The sequence below is a fragment of the Aeromonas sp. CD genome, assembly GCF_033349375.1.
GTDB lineage: Bacteria > Pseudomonadota > Gammaproteobacteria > Enterobacterales > Aeromonadaceae > Aeromonas > Aeromonas hydrophila.
In genome coordinates, this window is record NZ_CP137631.1 from 3832677 (window position 1) to 3849363 (window position 16687).

12 protein-coding genes are annotated in these 16687 nt (G+C 63.2%); 6 read left to right on the forward strand and 6 right to left on the reverse strand.

The features are described from left to right. Nucleotides 1–122 precede the first annotated feature (122 nt). Nucleotides 123–1130, reverse strand: a complete 1008-nt coding sequence (gene ansA / locus R2E40_RS17695) for an asparaginase (RefSeq protein ID WP_011707130.1) — start codon at nucleotides 1128–1130, stop codon at nucleotides 123–125. Between the two features lie 514 nt (nucleotides 1131–1644). On the opposite strand from ansA, the gene gltS reads away from it, so the two are divergent. Further along, a complete protein-coding gene (gltS, locus tag R2E40_RS17700; protein WP_016351764.1) occupies nucleotides 1645–2844 on the forward strand; it encodes a sodium/glutamate symporter in 1200 nt (399 codons plus the stop codon). Between the two features lie 185 nt (nucleotides 2845–3029). Here the strand turns inward: gltS and R2E40_RS17705 are convergent, their stop codons facing one another. Further along, nucleotides 3030–4901, reverse strand: coding sequence for a methyl-accepting chemotaxis protein (locus R2E40_RS17705; protein WP_016351765.1), 1872 nt, complete (start codon nucleotides 4899–4901; stop codon nucleotides 3030–3032). A gap of 253 nt (nucleotides 4902–5154) precedes the next feature. On the opposite strand from R2E40_RS17705, the gene prfB reads away from it, so the two are divergent. Together prfB and lysS are read left to right on the forward strand one after the other, a co-directional pair. Further along, a protein-coding gene (gene prfB / locus R2E40_RS17710; protein WP_011707133.1) for a peptide chain release factor 2 occupies nucleotides 5155–6253 on the forward strand; the annotation gives its coding sequence in 2 pieces (ribosomal slippage) (nucleotides 5155–5229 and nucleotides 5231–6253; 1098 coding nt in all). 24 nt (nucleotides 6254–6277) lie between these two features. After that, nucleotides 6278–7813: a lysine--tRNA ligase gene (lysS, locus tag R2E40_RS17715; RefSeq protein ID WP_011707134.1), complete on the forward strand. Its 1536-nt coding sequence runs from the start codon at nucleotides 6278–6280 to the stop codon at nucleotides 7811–7813. 134 nt (nucleotides 7814–7947) lie between these two features. Here lysS and R2E40_RS17720 read toward each other — a convergent pair whose 3' ends face one another. Then, complete coding sequence (locus R2E40_RS17720; protein ID WP_318164024.1) at nucleotides 7948–8751, reverse strand: PhzF family phenazine biosynthesis protein; 804 nt, start codon at nucleotides 8749–8751, stop codon at nucleotides 7948–7950. Nucleotides 8752–8949: 198 nt separating this feature from the next. Between R2E40_RS17720 and R2E40_RS17725 the strand changes: the two genes are divergently transcribed. From R2E40_RS17725 to R2E40_RS17735, 3 genes are read left to right on the forward strand one after another with little or no spacing between them, the layout of a single operon-like run. Then, nucleotides 8950–10740: an assimilatory sulfite reductase (NADPH) flavoprotein subunit gene (locus R2E40_RS17725; RefSeq protein ID WP_318165573.1), complete on the forward strand. Its 1791-nt coding sequence runs from the start codon at nucleotides 8950–8952 to the stop codon at nucleotides 10738–10740. Then, complete coding sequence (gene cysI / locus R2E40_RS17730) at nucleotides 10740–12452, forward strand: assimilatory sulfite reductase (NADPH) hemoprotein subunit (protein WP_318164025.1); 1713 nt, start codon at nucleotides 10740–10742, stop codon at nucleotides 12450–12452. The genes R2E40_RS17725 and cysI overlap by 1 nt, the downstream gene beginning before the upstream one ends. Further along, nucleotides 12442–13248 carry a phosphoadenylyl-sulfate reductase gene (locus tag R2E40_RS17735; RefSeq protein ID WP_318164026.1) on the forward strand — a complete coding sequence of 269 codons (807 nt, stop codon included), beginning with the start codon at nucleotides 12442–12444 and terminating at the stop codon, nucleotides 13246–13248. The genes cysI and R2E40_RS17735 overlap by 11 nt, the downstream gene beginning before the upstream one ends. A 91-nt stretch (nucleotides 13249–13339) precedes the next feature. Here R2E40_RS17735 and proX read toward each other — a convergent pair whose 3' ends face one another. From proX to proV, 3 genes are read right to left on the reverse strand one after another with little or no spacing between them, the layout of a single operon-like run. Next, complete coding sequence (gene proX / locus R2E40_RS17740; protein WP_318164027.1) at nucleotides 13340–14341, reverse strand: glycine betaine/L-proline ABC transporter substrate-binding protein ProX; 1002 nt, start codon at nucleotides 14339–14341, stop codon at nucleotides 13340–13342. After that, nucleotides 14338–15489 (reverse strand): glycine betaine/L-proline ABC transporter permease ProW, encoded by a 1152-nt coding sequence (gene proW, locus R2E40_RS17745; protein WP_318164028.1) that lies wholly within the window; start codon nucleotides 15487–15489, stop codon nucleotides 14338–14340. Before proW ends, proX begins: the two co-directional genes overlap by 4 nt. Next, nucleotides 15486–16682, reverse strand: coding sequence for a glycine betaine/L-proline ABC transporter ATP-binding protein ProV (gene proV / locus R2E40_RS17750; RefSeq protein ID WP_011707141.1), 1197 nt, complete (start codon nucleotides 16680–16682; stop codon nucleotides 15486–15488). The genes proW and proV overlap by 4 nt, the downstream gene beginning before the upstream one ends. Nucleotides 16683–16687: the final 5 nt, after the last annotated feature.

A 16687-nucleotide genomic window follows, 5' to 3' on the forward strand; every position in this document is an offset into this window, starting at 1 on the left:
GGGGAGGGCTCACACCTGCGAACAGTAAGCAGGCCACCTGCCAGCAATCTTCATGGCAAACCTCGCCACCTCGCTCTATCCCCTCTCCCGCTGGGAGAGGGTTAGGGTGAGGGGGAAACCAGTCAGGGGGTCAGCTCCCCGCGCAGGGATTGCTGCATCAGCTCGCGGATGCGCGGCGCCGGCAGATCCTGGCTCAGCAGGAAGTGCAGCTTGGTCAGCGCCGCCTCGGCGGTCATGTCGAAGCCCGAGATGACCCCGGCCCGCGACAGCGCATTGCCGGTGGCATAGCCCCCCATGTTGACCTTGCCGTGCAGGCACTGGCTCAGGTTGACGATGATGACGCCGCGGGCCGACGCCTCGGAGAGCAGCGCCAGCATGGCCGGATTCTGCGGCGCATTGCCCACCCCGAACGAGAGCAGGATCAGCGCCCGCACCGGCTGCTGCAGGATGTTGGCGATCACCTCGGCCGAGATGCCCGGATAGAGGGTCACCACGCCGATGGGCTGGGGGGTGATGTCGTGCAGCACCAGCGGCCGCTCGGACGGCACGCCCAGCTCGCCCGCTTCCAGCGAGATGGCGATGCCGGCGTTGAGCAGCGGCGGGTAGTTGGGCGAATCGAAGGCGTGGAAGCCGTCGGCGTGCACCTTCTTGCTGCGGTTGCCGCGATAGAGCTGGTTGTTGAAAAACAGCGTCACCTCGTGGATCGGGTAGTTGGCCGCGATGTAGAGGGCGTTGAGCAGGTTCTGCTGACCGTCGGAGCGCAGCTCGGCGAGCGGGATCTGGGAGCCGGTGATGATGACCGGCTTGTGCAGATCTTCGAGCATGAAGGAGAGCGCCGAGGCGGTGAACGACATGGTGTCGGTGCCGTGCAGAATGACGAAACCGTCGTACTTGTCGTAGTTGCCTTTAATATCCTCGGCGATGCGCTGCCAGTCCGCCGGCGTCATGTCGGAAGAGTCGATGAGGGGCGCATATTCGTGAATATGGTAATCCGGCATCTCGGGGCGATGGAACTCGGGCATCCGCGCCAGACAGTCTTCCATGAAGCCCGCCATCGGCACATAACCGTGGTCGGAACGCTGCATCCCAATGGTGCCGCCTGTGTAGGCGATGTAGATGGACTTCTTCACACCCTCTCCTCTTTGATGGGCACAACACCCGCGAATCGTGGCTCACACGGGGCGAAACAGCGGCATCGACTGCCCGCCGCGTTCGCCATGGGCCGAAAGCCCGCCCATGATAGCGCGCCGGGCCGCCGGCTCACATCCCACCAGTGCCGTCCGGCGGGCCAAAAACCGCCGAATTATAGGGACTGGCGCCCCAAATGACAGCCGGGAAATAGCCTGCGGCCGGTATTAAACGGCGACTAACCCAATAGTGTTAAATGTCACAAGATACATCAAGAGTGACCATTTATCTGACAAATGTGGATATAAGTGGTGCTTTTTGCTACCATCCGCTCGATTTTTCATAAATCTCATCTAGAAGCCTGATCCGTTCAGGCCCGCACTGGTCCCATTTTTACGTGGGGCGGGGGCATGTCGCCCCTTCTTTGTTGGCACCTGAGCCACACTGTTTTTATCCCGGCTGAATCTGTGAGTCTGCATCAACGAAAGACACAGCCAATCAACATGGGAGTACTGAATGCTACAACTTGATTCCTACGCCACCCTGGTCGCAGCCACCCTGGTGTTGCTGCTCGGTCGTTTGCTGGTGACCCGAGTCGGGCTGCTGCGAACCTTCAACATCCCCAAGCCGGTTGCCGGCGGCCTGGTGGTCGCCCTGGTGCTGCTGCTGCTGCGCTCCACCCTGCAGATGGAGCTGCAGTTCGATACCAGCCTGCAAACCCCGCTGATGCTGGCGTTCTTCGCCTCCATCGGTCTCTCCGCCGATCTCGCCAGCCTCAAGCGCGGCGGCAAGGCGGTGCTCACCTTCCTGCTGGTGGTCACCGGTCTGCTGCTGGTGCAAAACAGCCTGGGCGTGGGTCTGGCGACCCTGCTCGGTCTGGATCCCCACATGGGGCTGCTGGCCGGCTCCATCACCCTCTCCGGCGGCCACGGCACCGGGGCGGCCTGGGGTGCCACCTTCACCGAGAAGTACGGGGTGCAATCCGCCGCCGAACTGGCCATCGCCTGTGCCACCTTCGGCCTGGTGCTGGGCGGCCTCATCGGCGGCCCGGTCGCCCGCTATCTGGTGAAAAAGGTGAAAGTACCCGGCGAGGAACACAACCGGGATGACGCGCCGCAAGGCTTCGAGATGCCGGACATGGAACGCCCGCTTACCACCTTCAGCCTGATCGAGACTCTGGCGCTGATCGCCATCAGCCTGAAGGGGGGCGAGATGCTCTCCGCCTACCTCAAGGGCGGCGCCTTCGAGCTGCCGGTATTCGTCTGCGTGCTGTTCGTCGGCGTGCTGCTGCGCAACGTGCTGACCCTGCTGAACTGGCACGAGGTGAGCGACCGCGAAGTCTCCCTGCTCGGCAACGTCAGCCTGTCGCTGTTCCTGGCGATGGCGCTGATGAGCCTGCGACTGTGGGATCTGGCCAACCTGGCGCTGCCCATCTTCGTCCTGCTGGCGGCCCAGACCGTGGCCATGGCGCTCTACGCCATCTTCGTCACCTTCCGGGTGATGGGCAGCAACTACGACGCAGCCGTGCTGGCGGCAGGCCACTGTGGTTTCGGTCTGGGGGCCACCCCCACCGCCATTGCCAACATGCAGGCCATCACCCAGCGCTTCGGCCCCTCCCACCTGGCGTTTCTGGTGGTGCCCATGGTGGGCGCCTTCTTCATCGACATCATCAACGCCATGGTGATCAAGCTGTTCCTGGCACTGCCCTTCCTGTAATTCCTTTCCCGTCAGACGTCTATGAACAGAGCCCACCCCTTGGTGGGCTCTGCCTTTTCTGCTCGCCAGCGGCGCTCCCCCCCATCCTTCATGGCTGCCCGCTGCGAGACCCATAAACAAAAAGCCCCGCGCTCGGCAGAGGGCGGGGCTTTGTCATGGCGGCCGTGCTCGCCGCGTTTCAGCACTTACAGGATAAAGGTCGAGACCTGCTGGTTCAGGTCGGTGGCCCGGCCCTTCAGGCTCTCGGCCTGATCCAGATCGCGCATGGCGGCGGCGGTGATCTCGTCACTCACATCCTTGATGGCGGTGGTGTTCTGAGTGATCTCGCCAGTCACCTGGGTCTGCTCCTCGGCGGCCGTGGCGATCTGACCCGCCATGTCGGAGATGAGCGACACCGCCTGGGTGATCTCTTCGAGCGCGGCAGCGGCGGCATCGGCGTCTTTCACGCTGTTGTCCGCCAGCCCCTGGCTGGTCTGCATCAGGCTCACCGCACGGGCCGTGGTCTGCTGCAGGGTCTCGATGGTGGACTGGATCTCCTGGGTGGAGTCCTGGGTACGGCGCGACAGCACCCGCACCTCGTCCGCCACCACCGCGAAACCGCGACCCTGTTCACCGGCGCGGGCCGCTTCGATGGCGGCGTTCAGCGCCAGCAGGTTGGTCTGCTCGGCGATGCCCTGAATGGTGGAGAGGATGCCGGAGATGGCCTGGGCGTGGCGGCTCAGCTCGCCGATCACCTCGGTCGCCTGCCCCACTTCCTCGGCCAGACCATTGATGGACTGACGGGTCTGGTTCACCAGCATCTTGCCCTGCTCACTGCTCTGGGCGGATTGCTGGGCCGCAGCGGCGGTGTTCTCGGCGTTGCCGGCGATCTCCATGGTGGCGCTCGCCATCTCGGTGACGGCGGTGGCGACCATGGTCACTTCCTGCTGCTGGCGCTGCAGCTCGTCCACGGCGGCCTGGTTGGTCACCAGACTGCGCTCGGCATCGGCGTTCAGCTCGTTGGCCAGCTTGCGGATATTGCCGATCAGCTGGTGCTGGCTGCCGACGAAGCGGTTGAAGCTGTTGGCCAGCTGACCCACTTCGTCGTTGGTGTCGATCTTGATGCGCTGGGTCAGATCGCCGTTACCGTCGGCGATGCGCGCCAGGGCCTGGGAGACCTTGCTGAGCGGGCCGAGCAGCATGCTGACCAGCCAGGAGATGGCGAGGATGCTGCCCACCAGCACCAGCAGAGCCAGGCCGAGCTGGGTCATCAGCAGGGAAGAGAGCGGCGCCTCCAAGGTCTCCTTGTCCAGTACCAGCACCAGCTCCCAGTCGGTATCGGGGATGTCCACCGCCCACAGCAGCTTGTCGCGCCCTTCGTTGTCGAAGTAGGCCGGCACCAGGCTGTTGCTGGTCTTGCTCTGCTCGATCAGGGCATTGGTCAGATCGTTGTCGATCTCGGTGGCCGGTTTCATCGCCTTGGCGGCGTCCTTGTAGGCGATGACGGTGCCATCCTTGTGCATCATGATGGCGAAACCGTCGGCCGGCAGCTTCATCTTGGTGACGTCTTCCACCAGCGAGGCGATGGAGAGGTCGCCGCCGACCACGCCGCCCTGAGCCGGCTGGGCCAGGGTCACCACCATGATGTTGTAGGCCACATCCAGATAGGGTTTGGTCACGATCAGGCCGCCCTTACTCATGGCTTCCTGATACCAGCCACGGGAGCGGGGATCGTAACCGTCACGGTTGATGGAGGGGTCGGAGTCGTTCATCTTGCCGCTGCTCTCGCCAAAATAGGTGAGCTGGAAGCGACCGGAGACTTGCGCCTGTTGCAAGGCGTTGAGGGGTTCGGCACCGGCCTTGTTGCCGAGCGCCTGAATCACGTCGCGACGGGCCGCGAGCCAGTCACTGACACTGGCCGCCTGCTGGCTGCCGAGGCGTTGTACCTGTTCCTGACTGCCTTGCAGCAACAGGGACTTCTGGCTGGTATAGCTCTGCCAGGAGAGCAGCAGGATCACCAGCGACAGGGCGATCACCACCGACAACAGTATCTTCTGCTTGAGTGATAGGTTTTTCATCATGCGTTCTTCTTATGAGGTCAGGAACAGGATTTCCCAAAAAGTGCACAGCACTGCGTAGTTATTAACGACCCGTCGGCGCAAAACTAAACCGGAAAATGGGCCGGCGGGCGATATTTTCCACCGAGTTGGGGAAAACTGCACCAGAAATTGACTACGAGGCACGCACAAGGACAGCCGACCCTGTTTATTCCTTCCACAATTGGCTAGAATATCCCGTTTTTAAATCACATCGACCCCGAGAGTTTTCACGATGTTTGAAGTCAATCCTGTATTAAACAAGCTTAAGGAGCTGTCTGAGAGGACCGAGCTGCTTAGGGGGTACCTTTGACTATGACGCCAAGAAAGAGCGTCTAGAAGAGGTCAACGCCGAGCTGGAACAGCCGGACGTCTGGAATGAACCCGAGCGCGCACAGGCGCTGGGCAAGGAGCGCGTGGCGCTGGAAAACGTGGTCGGCACCATCGACACCCTGACCCAGGGCGCCGACGACGTGGCCATGCTGGTCGAGCTGGCCGTGGAAGGTGAAGACGAAGACACCTTCAACGAAGCCGTGGCCGAAGCCGACGTGCTGGAAACCAAGCTGGTGGATCTCGAGTTCCGCCGCATGTTCTCCGGTCAGCACGATCCCTCCGACTGCTACATCGACATCCAGTCCGGCTCCGGTGGTACCGAAGCGCAAGATTGGGCCAACATGGTCCTGCGCATGTACCTGCGCTGGGGCGATGCCCACGGCTACAAGCCCGAGCTCATCGAATGCTCCGAAGGCGACGTGGCTGGCATCAAGTCCGCCACCATCAAGTTCACCGGTGAATACGCATTCGGCTGGCTGCGTACCGAGACCGGCGTGCACCGCCTGGTGCGCAAATCCCCGTTCGATTCCGGTGGCCGTCGCCACACCTCGTTCTGCTCGGTGTTCGTCTACCCCGAGATCGACGATGACATCGACATCGAGATCAACCCGGCCGACCTGCGTATCGACGTCTACCGCGCCTCCGGCGCCGGTGGTCAGCACGTCAACCGGACCGAATCCGCGGTACGTATTACCCACATTCCTACTGGGGTCGTGGTACAGTGCCAGAACGATCGTTCCCAGCACAAAAACAAAGATCAGTGTATGAAGCAGCTGAAAGCCAAGCTCTACGAGCTGGAGATTCAGAAGCAGAATGCCGAGAAGCAAGCCCTCGAAGAGACCAAGTCCGATATCGGCTGGGGCAGCCAGATCCGTTCCTATGTGCTGGATGATGCGCGCATCAAGGATCTACGTACCGGCGTCGAAACCCGCAACACCCAGGCGGTACTCGACGGCGACTTGGACAAGTTTATCGAAGCTAGCCTGAAATCAGGCCTGTAAAAAAACAGAACAGCAGGAATCACCATGTCTGAACAAACCACTACTCCGGAAGTCGACCAAACTCTCGATCTGAACAACGAGATGCAGGAGCGTCGTTCCAAGCTGGCCGCCTTGCGCGCCCAGGGCAACCCCTTCCCCAACGACTTCCGTCGTGACAGCCTCTCCGGCGATCTGCACGCCGAGTTTGGTGACAAGAGCGCCGACGAACTGGCCGCACTGGGTAAACGGGTGAAGATTGCCGGTCGCATCATGACCCGCCGGATCATGGGCAAGGCATCTTTCGCCACCCTGCAGGACATGGCTGGCAAGATCCAGGTCTACGTCACCCGTGACGACCTGCCGGAAGGCTTCTACAACGAGCAGTTCAAGAAGTGGGATCTGGGCGACATCGTGGGTGTCGAAGGTACTCTGTTCCGCACCAACACAGGCGAACTCTCCGTTCACGTCTCCGACATTCGCCTGCTGACCAAGGCCCTGCGCCCGCTGCCCGAGAAGCACAAAGGTCTGACCGACCAGGAAGCCCGCTGCCGTCAGCGTTACCTGGATCTGATCGCCAACGAAGAGTCCCGCAAGACCTTCGTGACCCGTACCAAGGTCGTGGCCGGTATCCGCAAGTTCCTGAACGACAAGCGCTTCATGGAAGTGGAAACCCCCATGATGCAGGTCATCCCGGGTGGCGCCTCGGCCCGTCCGTTCATCACCCACCACAATGCGCTGGACATCGACATGTACCTGCGTATCGCTCCGGAACTCTATCTGAAGCGTCTGGTGGTTGGTGGTTTCGAGCGTGTGTACGAGATCAACCGCAACTTCCGTAACGAAGGTATCTCCGTTCGCCATAACCCCGAGTTCACCATGCTCGAGTTCTATATGGCCTACGCCGACTACATCGATCTGATGGATCTCACCGAAGAGATGCTGCGCACCCTGGCGCAAGACATCCTGGGCGACACCAAGATCCGTTACGCCAAAGAGGGCGAAGAGGGTCTGACCATCGATTTCGGTCAGCCGTTCCAGCGTCTCTCCATGGTTGACTCCATCCTGAAGTACAACCCGGATGTGACCCGTGACGATCTGGCGACCCTGGAGAAGGCCACCGCCGTCGCCAAGCGCCTGCACATCGAGCTGATGAAGAGCTGGGAACTGGGCCACGTGATCACCGCGATCTTCGAAGAGACCGTGGAGCACATGCTGCTGCAGCCGACCTTCATCACCGAGTACCCGGCCGCCGTTTCTCCGCTGGCCCGTCGCAACGACCAGAACCCGGACGTCACCGACCGCTTCGAATTCTTCATCGGCGGCCGCGAGCTGGCCAACGGCTTCTCCGAGCTGAACGATGCAGAAGATCAGGCCGAGCGCTTCCAGGCTCAGGTTGACCAGAAAGCCGCAGGCGATGACGAAGCCATGTTCTACGACGCCGACTTCGTGACCGCGCTGGAACACGGTCTGCCGCCGACTGCCGGTCAGGGTATCGGTATCGACCGTCTGGTCATGCTGTTCACCAACAGCCACACCATCCGCGACGTCATCCTGTTCCCGGCTCTGCGTCCACAAAAGTAAGAGCCGAAGAAACAGGGCCGCAGCAGCGCAGCTGCCGTCCATGACAATCAAAACGCCCCGCAACTGCGGGGCGTTTTTTTATGGCGGGCACAAACCGGTGACGAATCTTCAAGACGCCGCCAGCTTACCGATTATCAGGCCGGCGGCAGCAGCCACTCCCCCTGCCACAAGGTGATGGCCTGGCCGGCCATCAGCACCCGATTCTCCTGCAGTTCTAGCCGCAGCTCGCCACCTCTGGCCGAGATCTGGCGGGCCCGCAGCTGCCGTTTGCCGAGCCGCTCGGCCCAGAAGGGTACCAGGGCGCAGTGGTTGGAGCCGGTCACCGGATCCTCATCTACCCCGACCCAGGGGGCGAAGTAGCGGGAGACGAAGTCATGGTCCGGGTCGCGCGAGGGTGCCGTCACCATGAGACCGCGACCGGGCAGGGCGCGCAAGGCCTGAAAGTCTGGGGTGAGCGCGCGGACCTCCTCCTCGCAGGCGAGCTCCAACAAGAACTTGGCGCCAGCCGCCAGGGTTTGCAGCGGCTGGCAACCGACCGCAGCCGCATAGGCCGGATCCAGAATGAGCGGCGCCGGGGCAATGCGCGGGAAATCGAGCCAGATCCACGCCCCTTCACGCCGGGCCAGCAGCTCGCCGCTGCGGGTCTCAAAGCGAATGACCTCATCCCCGGCCACCGCCCCCGTCTGCCACAACACGTGGGCCGCTGCCAGAGTGCCGTGACCACAGAGATCCACTTCCAGCTCGGGGGTGAACCAGCGCAGCTGGTAGCGGGCCCGGCCCTGGGGCACCAGAAAGGCGGTCTCCGACTGGTTGAACTCGGCCGCCATGGCCAGCAGGGTGGCATCCGGCTGACTCGGCCCCAACGCCACCACCGCCGGGTTGCCGCCAAAGGGGTGGCGGCTGAAGGCATTGACATGAAACAAGCTGATGGTCGACATTCACGCTTCCTGTGTGGGTAATACGGGCTCATTTATCGCCCTTTATACCATGAGAGCCCTGTCGACCTGAGTCGCGTTGCGCCCCTCTCCATCGCCTTTTTAATGCAGTAATAGAATAAAAAAGACATTTTTATTCTTTGTTGTTATCCATCGCACCCCTTAACCTGACCAAAAATCAGACCATGGAAGACGTGTGTGATGCAATTGAAGGACTCCCTGACCAACCTGACTCCCCTCTCCGACGAGCAGCAGCGACAGCTGAGCCAGGCGCTATCGACCCTCAACACCCAGCAACTGGCCTGGGTGAGCGGTTATCTCTACGGTCTCTCCCAGGCGGGCAGCCAGCCGGCCGTGACCGGCGCAGCCGCCACAGCCCCCAGCGGCAATCTGACCATTCTCTACGGCTCCCAGACCGGCAACGCCAAAGGCGTGGCCAGCGCCATCAAGGCACAGGCCGAGGCCCGTGGCCTGCCGGTGACCCTCACCTCCATGGCGGACTACAAACCCAAGCAGCTCAAGAAAGAGACCCACCTGCTGGTGGTAGTGAGCACTTACGGGGAGGGTGAACCGCCGGAGAGCGCGGTCGATCTGTTCGAGCAGCTCAAGAAGGGCAAGGTCGGCAAGCTGGAAGGGCTCAAGTTCGCCGTGCTGGGGCTGGGTGACAGCTCCTATGAATTCTTCTGCCAGACCGGCAAGGACTTTGACAGCCTGCTGACCAAGGCTGGCGCCGATCGGGTGCATGAACTCGCCAGCCTGGACGTGGATTATCAGGATGCCGCCCAGGCGTGGGGCGAGCTGGCGCTCAATGCCATCGCCACCACCCTCTCCGCCGGCCCTGCCGGCAGCAGCGTGGCCAGCGCGGTACAACAGGCGGTCGGCCACAGCCAGTACAGCAAGGAGAACCCCTTCCCGGCCAGACTCTCGGTCAATCAGAAGATCACCGGCCGCGACTCGACCAAGGATATCCGCCACATCGAGATCAGCCTTGAAGAGTCTGGCATCCGCTACCAGCCGGGCGATGCCCTCGGCATCTGGTTTGACAACGACCCCGCACTGGTGAACGAGATACTGGCGCTGGCCGGTCTCTCCGGCGACGAGGCTACCGCCCGCGGCAGCCTGCGCGAAGTGCTCAGCCGCGAGCTGGAGCTGACCCGCTTGCACGGCGGCTTCATCACCGGTCTTGCCGAGATCTCGGGCAACGCAGCACTGAAAGATCTGGCTGGCGACAAGGCCCAGGTCAATGCTCTGGTGGCCTCTGCCCAGGTGGTGGATGTATTGAAACGCTTCCCGACCGCGCTCACAGCCGAACAGCTGCTGGGCCTGCTGCGCCCGCTCACCCCGCGCCTCTACTCCATCGCCTCCAGCCAGAGCGAGGTGGAGGAAGAGGTGCACCTGACCGTCGGCGTGGTGCGCTACCCACAGGAAGACGGCACGGTACGCAGCGGCGCCGCCTCCTCCTACCTGGCGGATCGGCTGGCTGAAGATGCCGAGGTGCGGGTATTCGTCGAGCACAACGACAACTTCCGCCTGCCGTCAAACCCCGACACCCCAGTCATCATGGTGGGGCCGGGTACCGGCATCGCCCCGTTTCGCGCCTTCCTGCAGGAGCGTGAGGCCCAGGGGGCCGAGGGCAACAACTGGCTGTTCTTCGGCAACCCGCACTTCACCCAGGATTTCCTCTATCAGGTGGAGTGGCAGCGTTATGTGAAGAGCGGGCTGCTCAACAAGATATCGCTGGCCTTCAGCCGGGATCAGGCCGAGAAGGTCTACGTACAGCACCGCCTGCGGGAAGCGGGCCAGGAGCTCTACCAGTGGCTGGAAGCAGGCGCTCACTTCTATGTGTGCGGCGATGCCAACCAGATGGCGAAAGATGTGCAGGAAGCCCTGCTGGATGTGATTGCGGAACATGGCCACAAGAGCCGTGAGGAAGCAGAAGAGTATTTGAGCGAATTGCGTCGTGCCAAACGTTATCAAAGGGATGTCTATTGATGAGCAAGCAACTGATTCCAGGGCCGGTGGAAGGACCGCTGGCCGACAACGAACGTCTGAAACGCGAGAGCGATCATCTGCGTGGCACCATAGCGCAGGATCTCACAGACCCGCTCACCGGTGGCTTCAACGGCGACAACTTCCAGCTGATCCGCTTTCACGGCATGTATCAGCAGGATGACCGCGACATCCGCCCGGAGCGCACCGCCCAGAAGCTGGAGCCGCTGCACAACGTCATGCTGCGCGCCCGCCTGCCCGGCGGCATCATCACTCCCGCCCAGTGGCAGGTGATCGACAAGTTCGCCGAGGATCACAGCCTGTACGGCAGCATCCGCCTGACCACCCGCCAGACCTTCCAGTTCCACGGGGTGCTCAAGCGCGACATCAAGATGATGCACCAGACCCTCAACAGCACCGGCATCGACAGCATAGCCACCGCCGGCGACGTGAACCGCAACGTGCTCTGTACCAGCAACCCGGTGGAGTCAGAGCTGCATCAGGAGGCCTACGAGTGGGCCAAGAAGATCTCCGAGCACCTGCTGCCCAAGACCCGCGCCTACGTGGAGATCTGGCTGGACGGCGAGAAGCTGGGGGGTGACGAAGAGCCGATCCTGGGTTCCAACTACCTGCCGCGCAAGTTCAAGACCACTGTGGTGATCCCGCCCCACAACGACGTGGACATCCACGCCAACGATCTCAACTTCGTGGCCATCAGTGATCACGGCAAGCTGGTGGGCTTCAATGTGCTGGTGGGCGGGGGTCTGGCCATGACCCACGGCGACACCAGCACCTACCCGCGCAAGGCGAGCGATTTCGGCTTCGTGCCGCTCTCTCACGTGCTGGAAGTGGCGGCCGCCGTGGTCAGCACCCAGCGCGACTGGGGCAACCGGGTCAACCGCAAGAACGCCAAGACCAAGTACACCCTCGAGCGCGTCGGCGTCGAGGCCTTCAAGGCCGAGGTGGAGAACCGCGCCGGCATCCAGTTCGGGCCGGTGCGCCCCTATGAGTTCACCAGTCGTGGCGATCGCTTCGGTTGGGTAGAGGGGATCGACGGCAAGCACCACCTGACCCTGTTTATCGAGAACGGCCGCCTGCTGGACTTCCCGGGCAAGCCCCTCAAGACCGGCATGCTGGAGATCGCCAAGGTGCACCAGGGGGATTTTCGCCTGACCGCCAACCAGAACCTGATCATCGCCGGCGTACCTGCCGGCGAGAAGGCCCGCATCGAAGCACTGGCACGCCAGTACGGCCTGCTGGATGACGGCGTCAGCGAACAGCGCAAGCAGTCCATGGCCTGCGTGGCCCTGCCCACCTGCCCGCTGGCGATGGCCGAGGCCGAGCGCATGCTGCCGGCCTTCGTCACCGACCTTGAAGGGCTGCTGGCCAAGCACGATCTCGCCGATGATGCCATCATCTTCCGGGTCACCGGCTGCCCCAACGGCTGCGGCCGCGCCATGCTGGCGGAGGTGGGACTGGTGGGCAAGGCGCCGGGACGCTACAACCTGCACCTGGGTGGCAACCTCGAGGGAACCCGCATCCCGCGTCTGCACCTGGAGAACATCACCGAGCCGCAGATCCTGGCCGAGCTGGATGCCCTGATCGGTCGCTGGGCCAAGGATCGCAACGCGGGCGAGTGCTTCGGCGACTTCGTCATCCGCGCCGGCATCATAGCCCCGGTCATCGACTCCGCGAGGGACTTCTATGCAGCCTGATCAGACCGATACAGCCCGGCTGGCACGCACCGCTGACGGCCGGCTCGACCTCGACGCCCTGCTGGCCTTGAGTCGCGAGGAACAGGTCGAGGCGCTGGCCCCTATCAATCGGGCTCTCGATGCCATCAGCGCCCCCGAGCGGGTGCGCTGGGCCCTGGCCAACCTGCCGGGAGAGCACGTGCTGTCATCAAGCTTCGGCATCCAGGCGGCGCTGATGCTGCACCTGGTGAGCCGCGAGCGGGCCGATGTGCCGGTAGTGCTGACCGATACCGGTTATCTGTTCCCGGAGACCTACCGCTTCATCGACGAGCTGACCGAGCGCCTCGCCCTCAACCTCAGGATCTATCGGGCCGCGCTCACGCCGGCCTGGCAGGAGGCCCGCTTCGGCCTCCTGTGGGAGCAGGGGGTGGAGGGGATCACCCGCTACAACCAGCTCAACAAGGTGGAGCCGATGGACCACGCCCAACAAGAGCTCGGTGCCCGCACCTGGTTCTCGGGCCTGCGCCGGGAGCAGTCCGGCAGCCGAGGCAAGCTGCCGGTGCTGGCCATCCAGCGCGGCCGCTTCAAGTTCCTGCCGGTGATCGACTGGAGCAACAAGGACGTCTTCTACTACTTCAAGGAGTTCGACCTGCCCTACCACCCGCTGTGGGAGCAGGGCTACCTGTCGGTAGGCGACGTGCACACCACCACCAAGTGGGAACCCGGTATGAGCGAGGAGCAGACCCGCTTCTTCGGCCTCAAGCGCGAATGCGGCCTGCACGAGGAGAACGGCGAGAACGACGGCTCCGGCATCTGAGCCAGAGGGCCCGCCCGCACGGCTCCCATAAAAAACGCCCGGCAACTGCCGGGCGTTTTTCTTTGCGCAAAGAGCGAGCTACCGCCCCTCATTACTTGGCGGCGGCGCGCGCCTGGGTCAGCCAGTCGTTCACCAGCGCCTCGTGGCCCTTGAGCCAGGCGTCGGCGTGACGCTCCACGTCCGCCGGCTTGTTCTGACCCTTGTTCATCAGGCCGTTCTGGACGTTGATGTCATTAAGCGGCAGCTTGACGATGGAGAACAGCCTGGCGGCTGCCGGGTTGGCCTCGGCGAACTGCTTGTTGGCGACGATGTGCATGGTGTTGACCGGGAAGCCGTAGTTCTTGCCGTTCGGCAGCCGGGTCTTGGCCGCATCAGGGCCGTCGGCGGGCACCTCCAGCCACACCACGTCCTTGCCCGGCACCAGCTCGCTGCTGAGCCAGTAGGGAGTCCAGGTGTAGTAGAGCACCGGCTTGCCGGCCTGGTAACGGGCACGGGTATCGGCGATCAGCGCCGCGTAGTTGCCCTGCTTGTGGGTGACGGTCGGGGTCAGGCCAAACCCGGCCAGATGACGGTTGATCGCCTCTTCGCAGCCCCAGCCCGGGTTGCAGCCCACCAGATCGGCCTTGCCGTCGCCATCGCCGTCAAACAGCGCCGCCAGCTTGGGATCCTTGAGCTGACCCAGGTTGGTGATGCCGTAGCGGGTCGCGGTCTGCTTGTCGATGAGATAGCCCTGGGCGGCTCCGGCCACATAGGTGCCCTCACGGAAGAACACCTTGTCCCCCCCCGCCTGCTCATACTTGTTGTTTTGCAGCGGTATCCAGTTGAAGGCGAGGAAGGTGCCATCCCCCTGCGCCACCGAGGCGTAGGCCACGTTGTAATCCACCTCCTGGGCTGGCTGGACGTCATAACCCAGGCGCGCCATCAGCTTGCTGACCAGCAGGGTCTGGAAGCTCTCCTCCGGCAGCGAGCTCTGCAAGGGCTGGACGCGCACGCCCTCCCCCGGCAGCTCGGTGCTGGCCATGGCGAGCGGGCCGAGCAGTTGGGAGCTCAACAGCAGGGAACCCAGGGTCAGCCTTTTGGTGATGAGTCTCATGCATTTACTCCTTTGTAATCGATTGACTTGTCGCGGCCGAGCAGGCGCAGCAGCAGGGCGGCGGGGCCGCGTTGATACCAGCGGCCGCTACGGCTGCGATCCGGCTGCCCCATCGCCTGGGTCAGGCGGTCGAGCACGATGGCCAGCAGCACGATACCGAGGCCACCGATGGAGGCGAGACCCATGTCGAGTCGGCCGATGCCGCGCAGCACCATCTGGCCTAGGCCCCCCACCGCGATCATGGAGGCGATCACCACCATGGAGAGTGCCAGCATCAGGGTCTGGTTGACCCCGGCCATGATGGTGGGCATGGCGAGCGGCAGTTGTACCTTGAACAGCAGCTGAGAGGGGCTGGCACCGAACGAGTGGGCCGCCTCCACCAAATCGGCGGGCACCTGGCGAATGCCCAGCATGGTCAGCCGGATCATCGGCGGCAGCGCGAAGATGACGGTCACCACCACCCCGGGCACGTTGCCGATACCAAACAGCATGACGATGGGGATGAGGTAGACGAAGGCCGGAGTGGTCTGCATCGCATCCAGCAGCGGCCGGGTCCAGCGCGACAGCCGCTCGCTCCTCGCCAGCAAAATGCCGACCGGCAGCCCGATCAGCACGCAGAAGAACAGCGAGGTCAACACCAGCGACAGAGTCACCATGGCATCGGACCAGGCGCCGATCAGCCCCACCACTACCAGTGAGAACAGGGTACCCAGCGCCATGCGACCGTTCACCAGTTGCCAGGCGATCAGGGTCAGCAGGCCGATCATCAGGGTGGAGGGCACCGTCTGCAGCAGATGGGTCATGCCGCCCAGCGCCAGTTCCACCGGCGCACGGATCAGCTGAAACACGGGACGCAGGTTGTCCACCAGCCAGCCGATGCCGCCCTCGACCCAGCTATCCAGCGGCACCAGCGCCTGCTGGAAGGGATCCAGCCAGTCGACGGCGGCAGTGGTGTCAACAGTCTCGATCTGGTTCTGCCAGTCGGTCGCCTCAGTGTCGGTACTGCCCCAGGGATCGGCAACCTCGGTGGCGGCCGCACTGGCCCCCCAGAGGTCGGCTGCCGCCTCGTCCGCATGCAGGGAGGGGCTCGCCAGCAGCACCAGGGCCAGCAGCCCGCTCAGTAAAAAATGGGGATTCATCTGCTTCATGCCGGGGTACTCCTGTCCAGGGTGTTCAGCAGGTTGGCCTTGGAGATGAGACCCAGGTAAGTGCCATCCTCCTCGACCACGGGTACCTGACAGGGGGCGGCCGCCACCTGGCTGATCAGTTCGTTGAGGGCGGTGTCCGCCAGAATGGGCTGGATGTCTGCCAGCAGCGCCTGCTCCAGGCTACCTTTGGCCCTGACCGCCTGACCGAGCGACTCCACCGAGACGACCCCGATGAAGCGACGCCGGCGATCCACCACGTAACCGAACTCCCGCTCCTGCTCCTTGAGCTGGCGCAGGGCGTTGCCCGGCCCGTCGGTGGTGTGCTTCTTGATGAGCGGCATCTGCTTGCGGCTGGCCACGTCGCGGGCGCTGAACACGTTGGCCAGATCCACCCCGCGAAAGAAGGCGCGCACATAGTCGTTGGCGGGCTGGTTGAGGATCTCGTCCGGGGTGCCGACCTGCACCAGCTGGCCGTCCTGCATGATGGCGATGCGATCGCCGATGCGCATCGCCTCGTCCAGATCGTGGGAGATGAAGACGATAGTGCGCTGCTGGCTGGCCTGCAGCTTGAGCAGCTCATCCTGCATCTCGGTGCGGATCAGCGGATCCAGCGCGGAGAAAGCCTCGTCCATCAGCAGGATGTCGGGGTCGTTGGCAAGCGCGCGGGCCAGGCCGACTCGCTGCTTCATGCCGCCGGAGAGGGCATCGGGGAAAGCATCTATCCACTGACCCAAGCCCACCTGATGGAGCGCCTGGCGGGCGCTCTGCTGGCGCTCCGCCAGCGGCACTCCGGCCAGCTCCAGCCCGAAGGCGGTGTTTTCCAGCACGCTCAGGTGCGGCATCAGGGCGAAGGACTGGAATACCATGCTGATCTTCTTGCGCCGCACCTGACGCAGCTCGCTGTCGGAGATGGCGGCGATGTCCTCGCCATCGATCAGTACCTGGCCGCGGGTCGGCTCGATCAGCCGGTTGAAGAGACGCACCAGGGTGGATTTGCCCGAGCCGGAGAGGCCCATCACCACGAAGATCTCCCCTTCGTCGATGGCCAGATTGACATCCTGGACCCCCAGGGTCTGCCCGGTTTTTTGCAGGATGCTGGCGCGGTCATGCCCTTTCGCCAGCAATTTGAACGCTTTTTCCGGCTGATCGCCGAAGATTTTGTAGAGTGATTTAACCTCGAGTTTGACTGTCATATTGT

Excerpts from the sequence above, each read along its gene's own strand:
- lysS (WP_011707134.1), top strand. The coding sequence starts at position 6,278 with ATGTCTGAACAAACCACTACTCCGGAAGTCGACCAAACTCTCGATCTG.
- gltS (WP_016351764.1), top strand. The coding sequence starts at position 1,645 with ATGCTACAACTTGATTCCTACGCCACCCTGGTCGCAGCCACCCTGGTG.
- cysI (WP_318164025.1), top strand. The coding sequence starts at position 10,740 with ATGAGCAAGCAACTGATTCCAGGGCCGGTGGAAGGACCGCTGGCCGAC.
- R2E40_RS17705 (WP_016351765.1), bottom strand. The coding sequence starts at position 4,901 with ATGAAAAACCTATCACTCAAGCAGAAGATACTGTTGTCGGTGGTGATC.
- R2E40_RS17720 (WP_318164024.1), bottom strand. The coding sequence starts at position 8,751 with ATGTCGACCATCAGCTTGTTTCATGTCAATGCCTTCAGCCGCCACCCC.
- proV (WP_011707141.1), bottom strand. The coding sequence starts at position 16,682 with ATGACAGTCAAACTCGAGGTTAAATCACTCTACAAAATCTTCGGCGAT.
- R2E40_RS17725 (WP_318165573.1), top strand. The coding sequence starts at position 8,950 with ATGCAATTGAAGGACTCCCTGACCAACCTGACTCCCCTCTCCGACGAG.
- R2E40_RS17735 (WP_318164026.1), top strand. The coding sequence starts at position 12,442 with ATGCAGCCTGATCAGACCGATACAGCCCGGCTGGCACGCACCGCTGAC.
- proW (WP_318164028.1), bottom strand. The coding sequence starts at position 15,489 with ATGAAGCAGATGAATCCCCATTTTTTACTGAGCGGGCTGCTGGCCCTG.
- proX (WP_318164027.1), bottom strand. The coding sequence starts at position 14,341 with ATGAGACTCATCACCAAAAGGCTGACCCTGGGTTCCCTGCTGTTGAGC.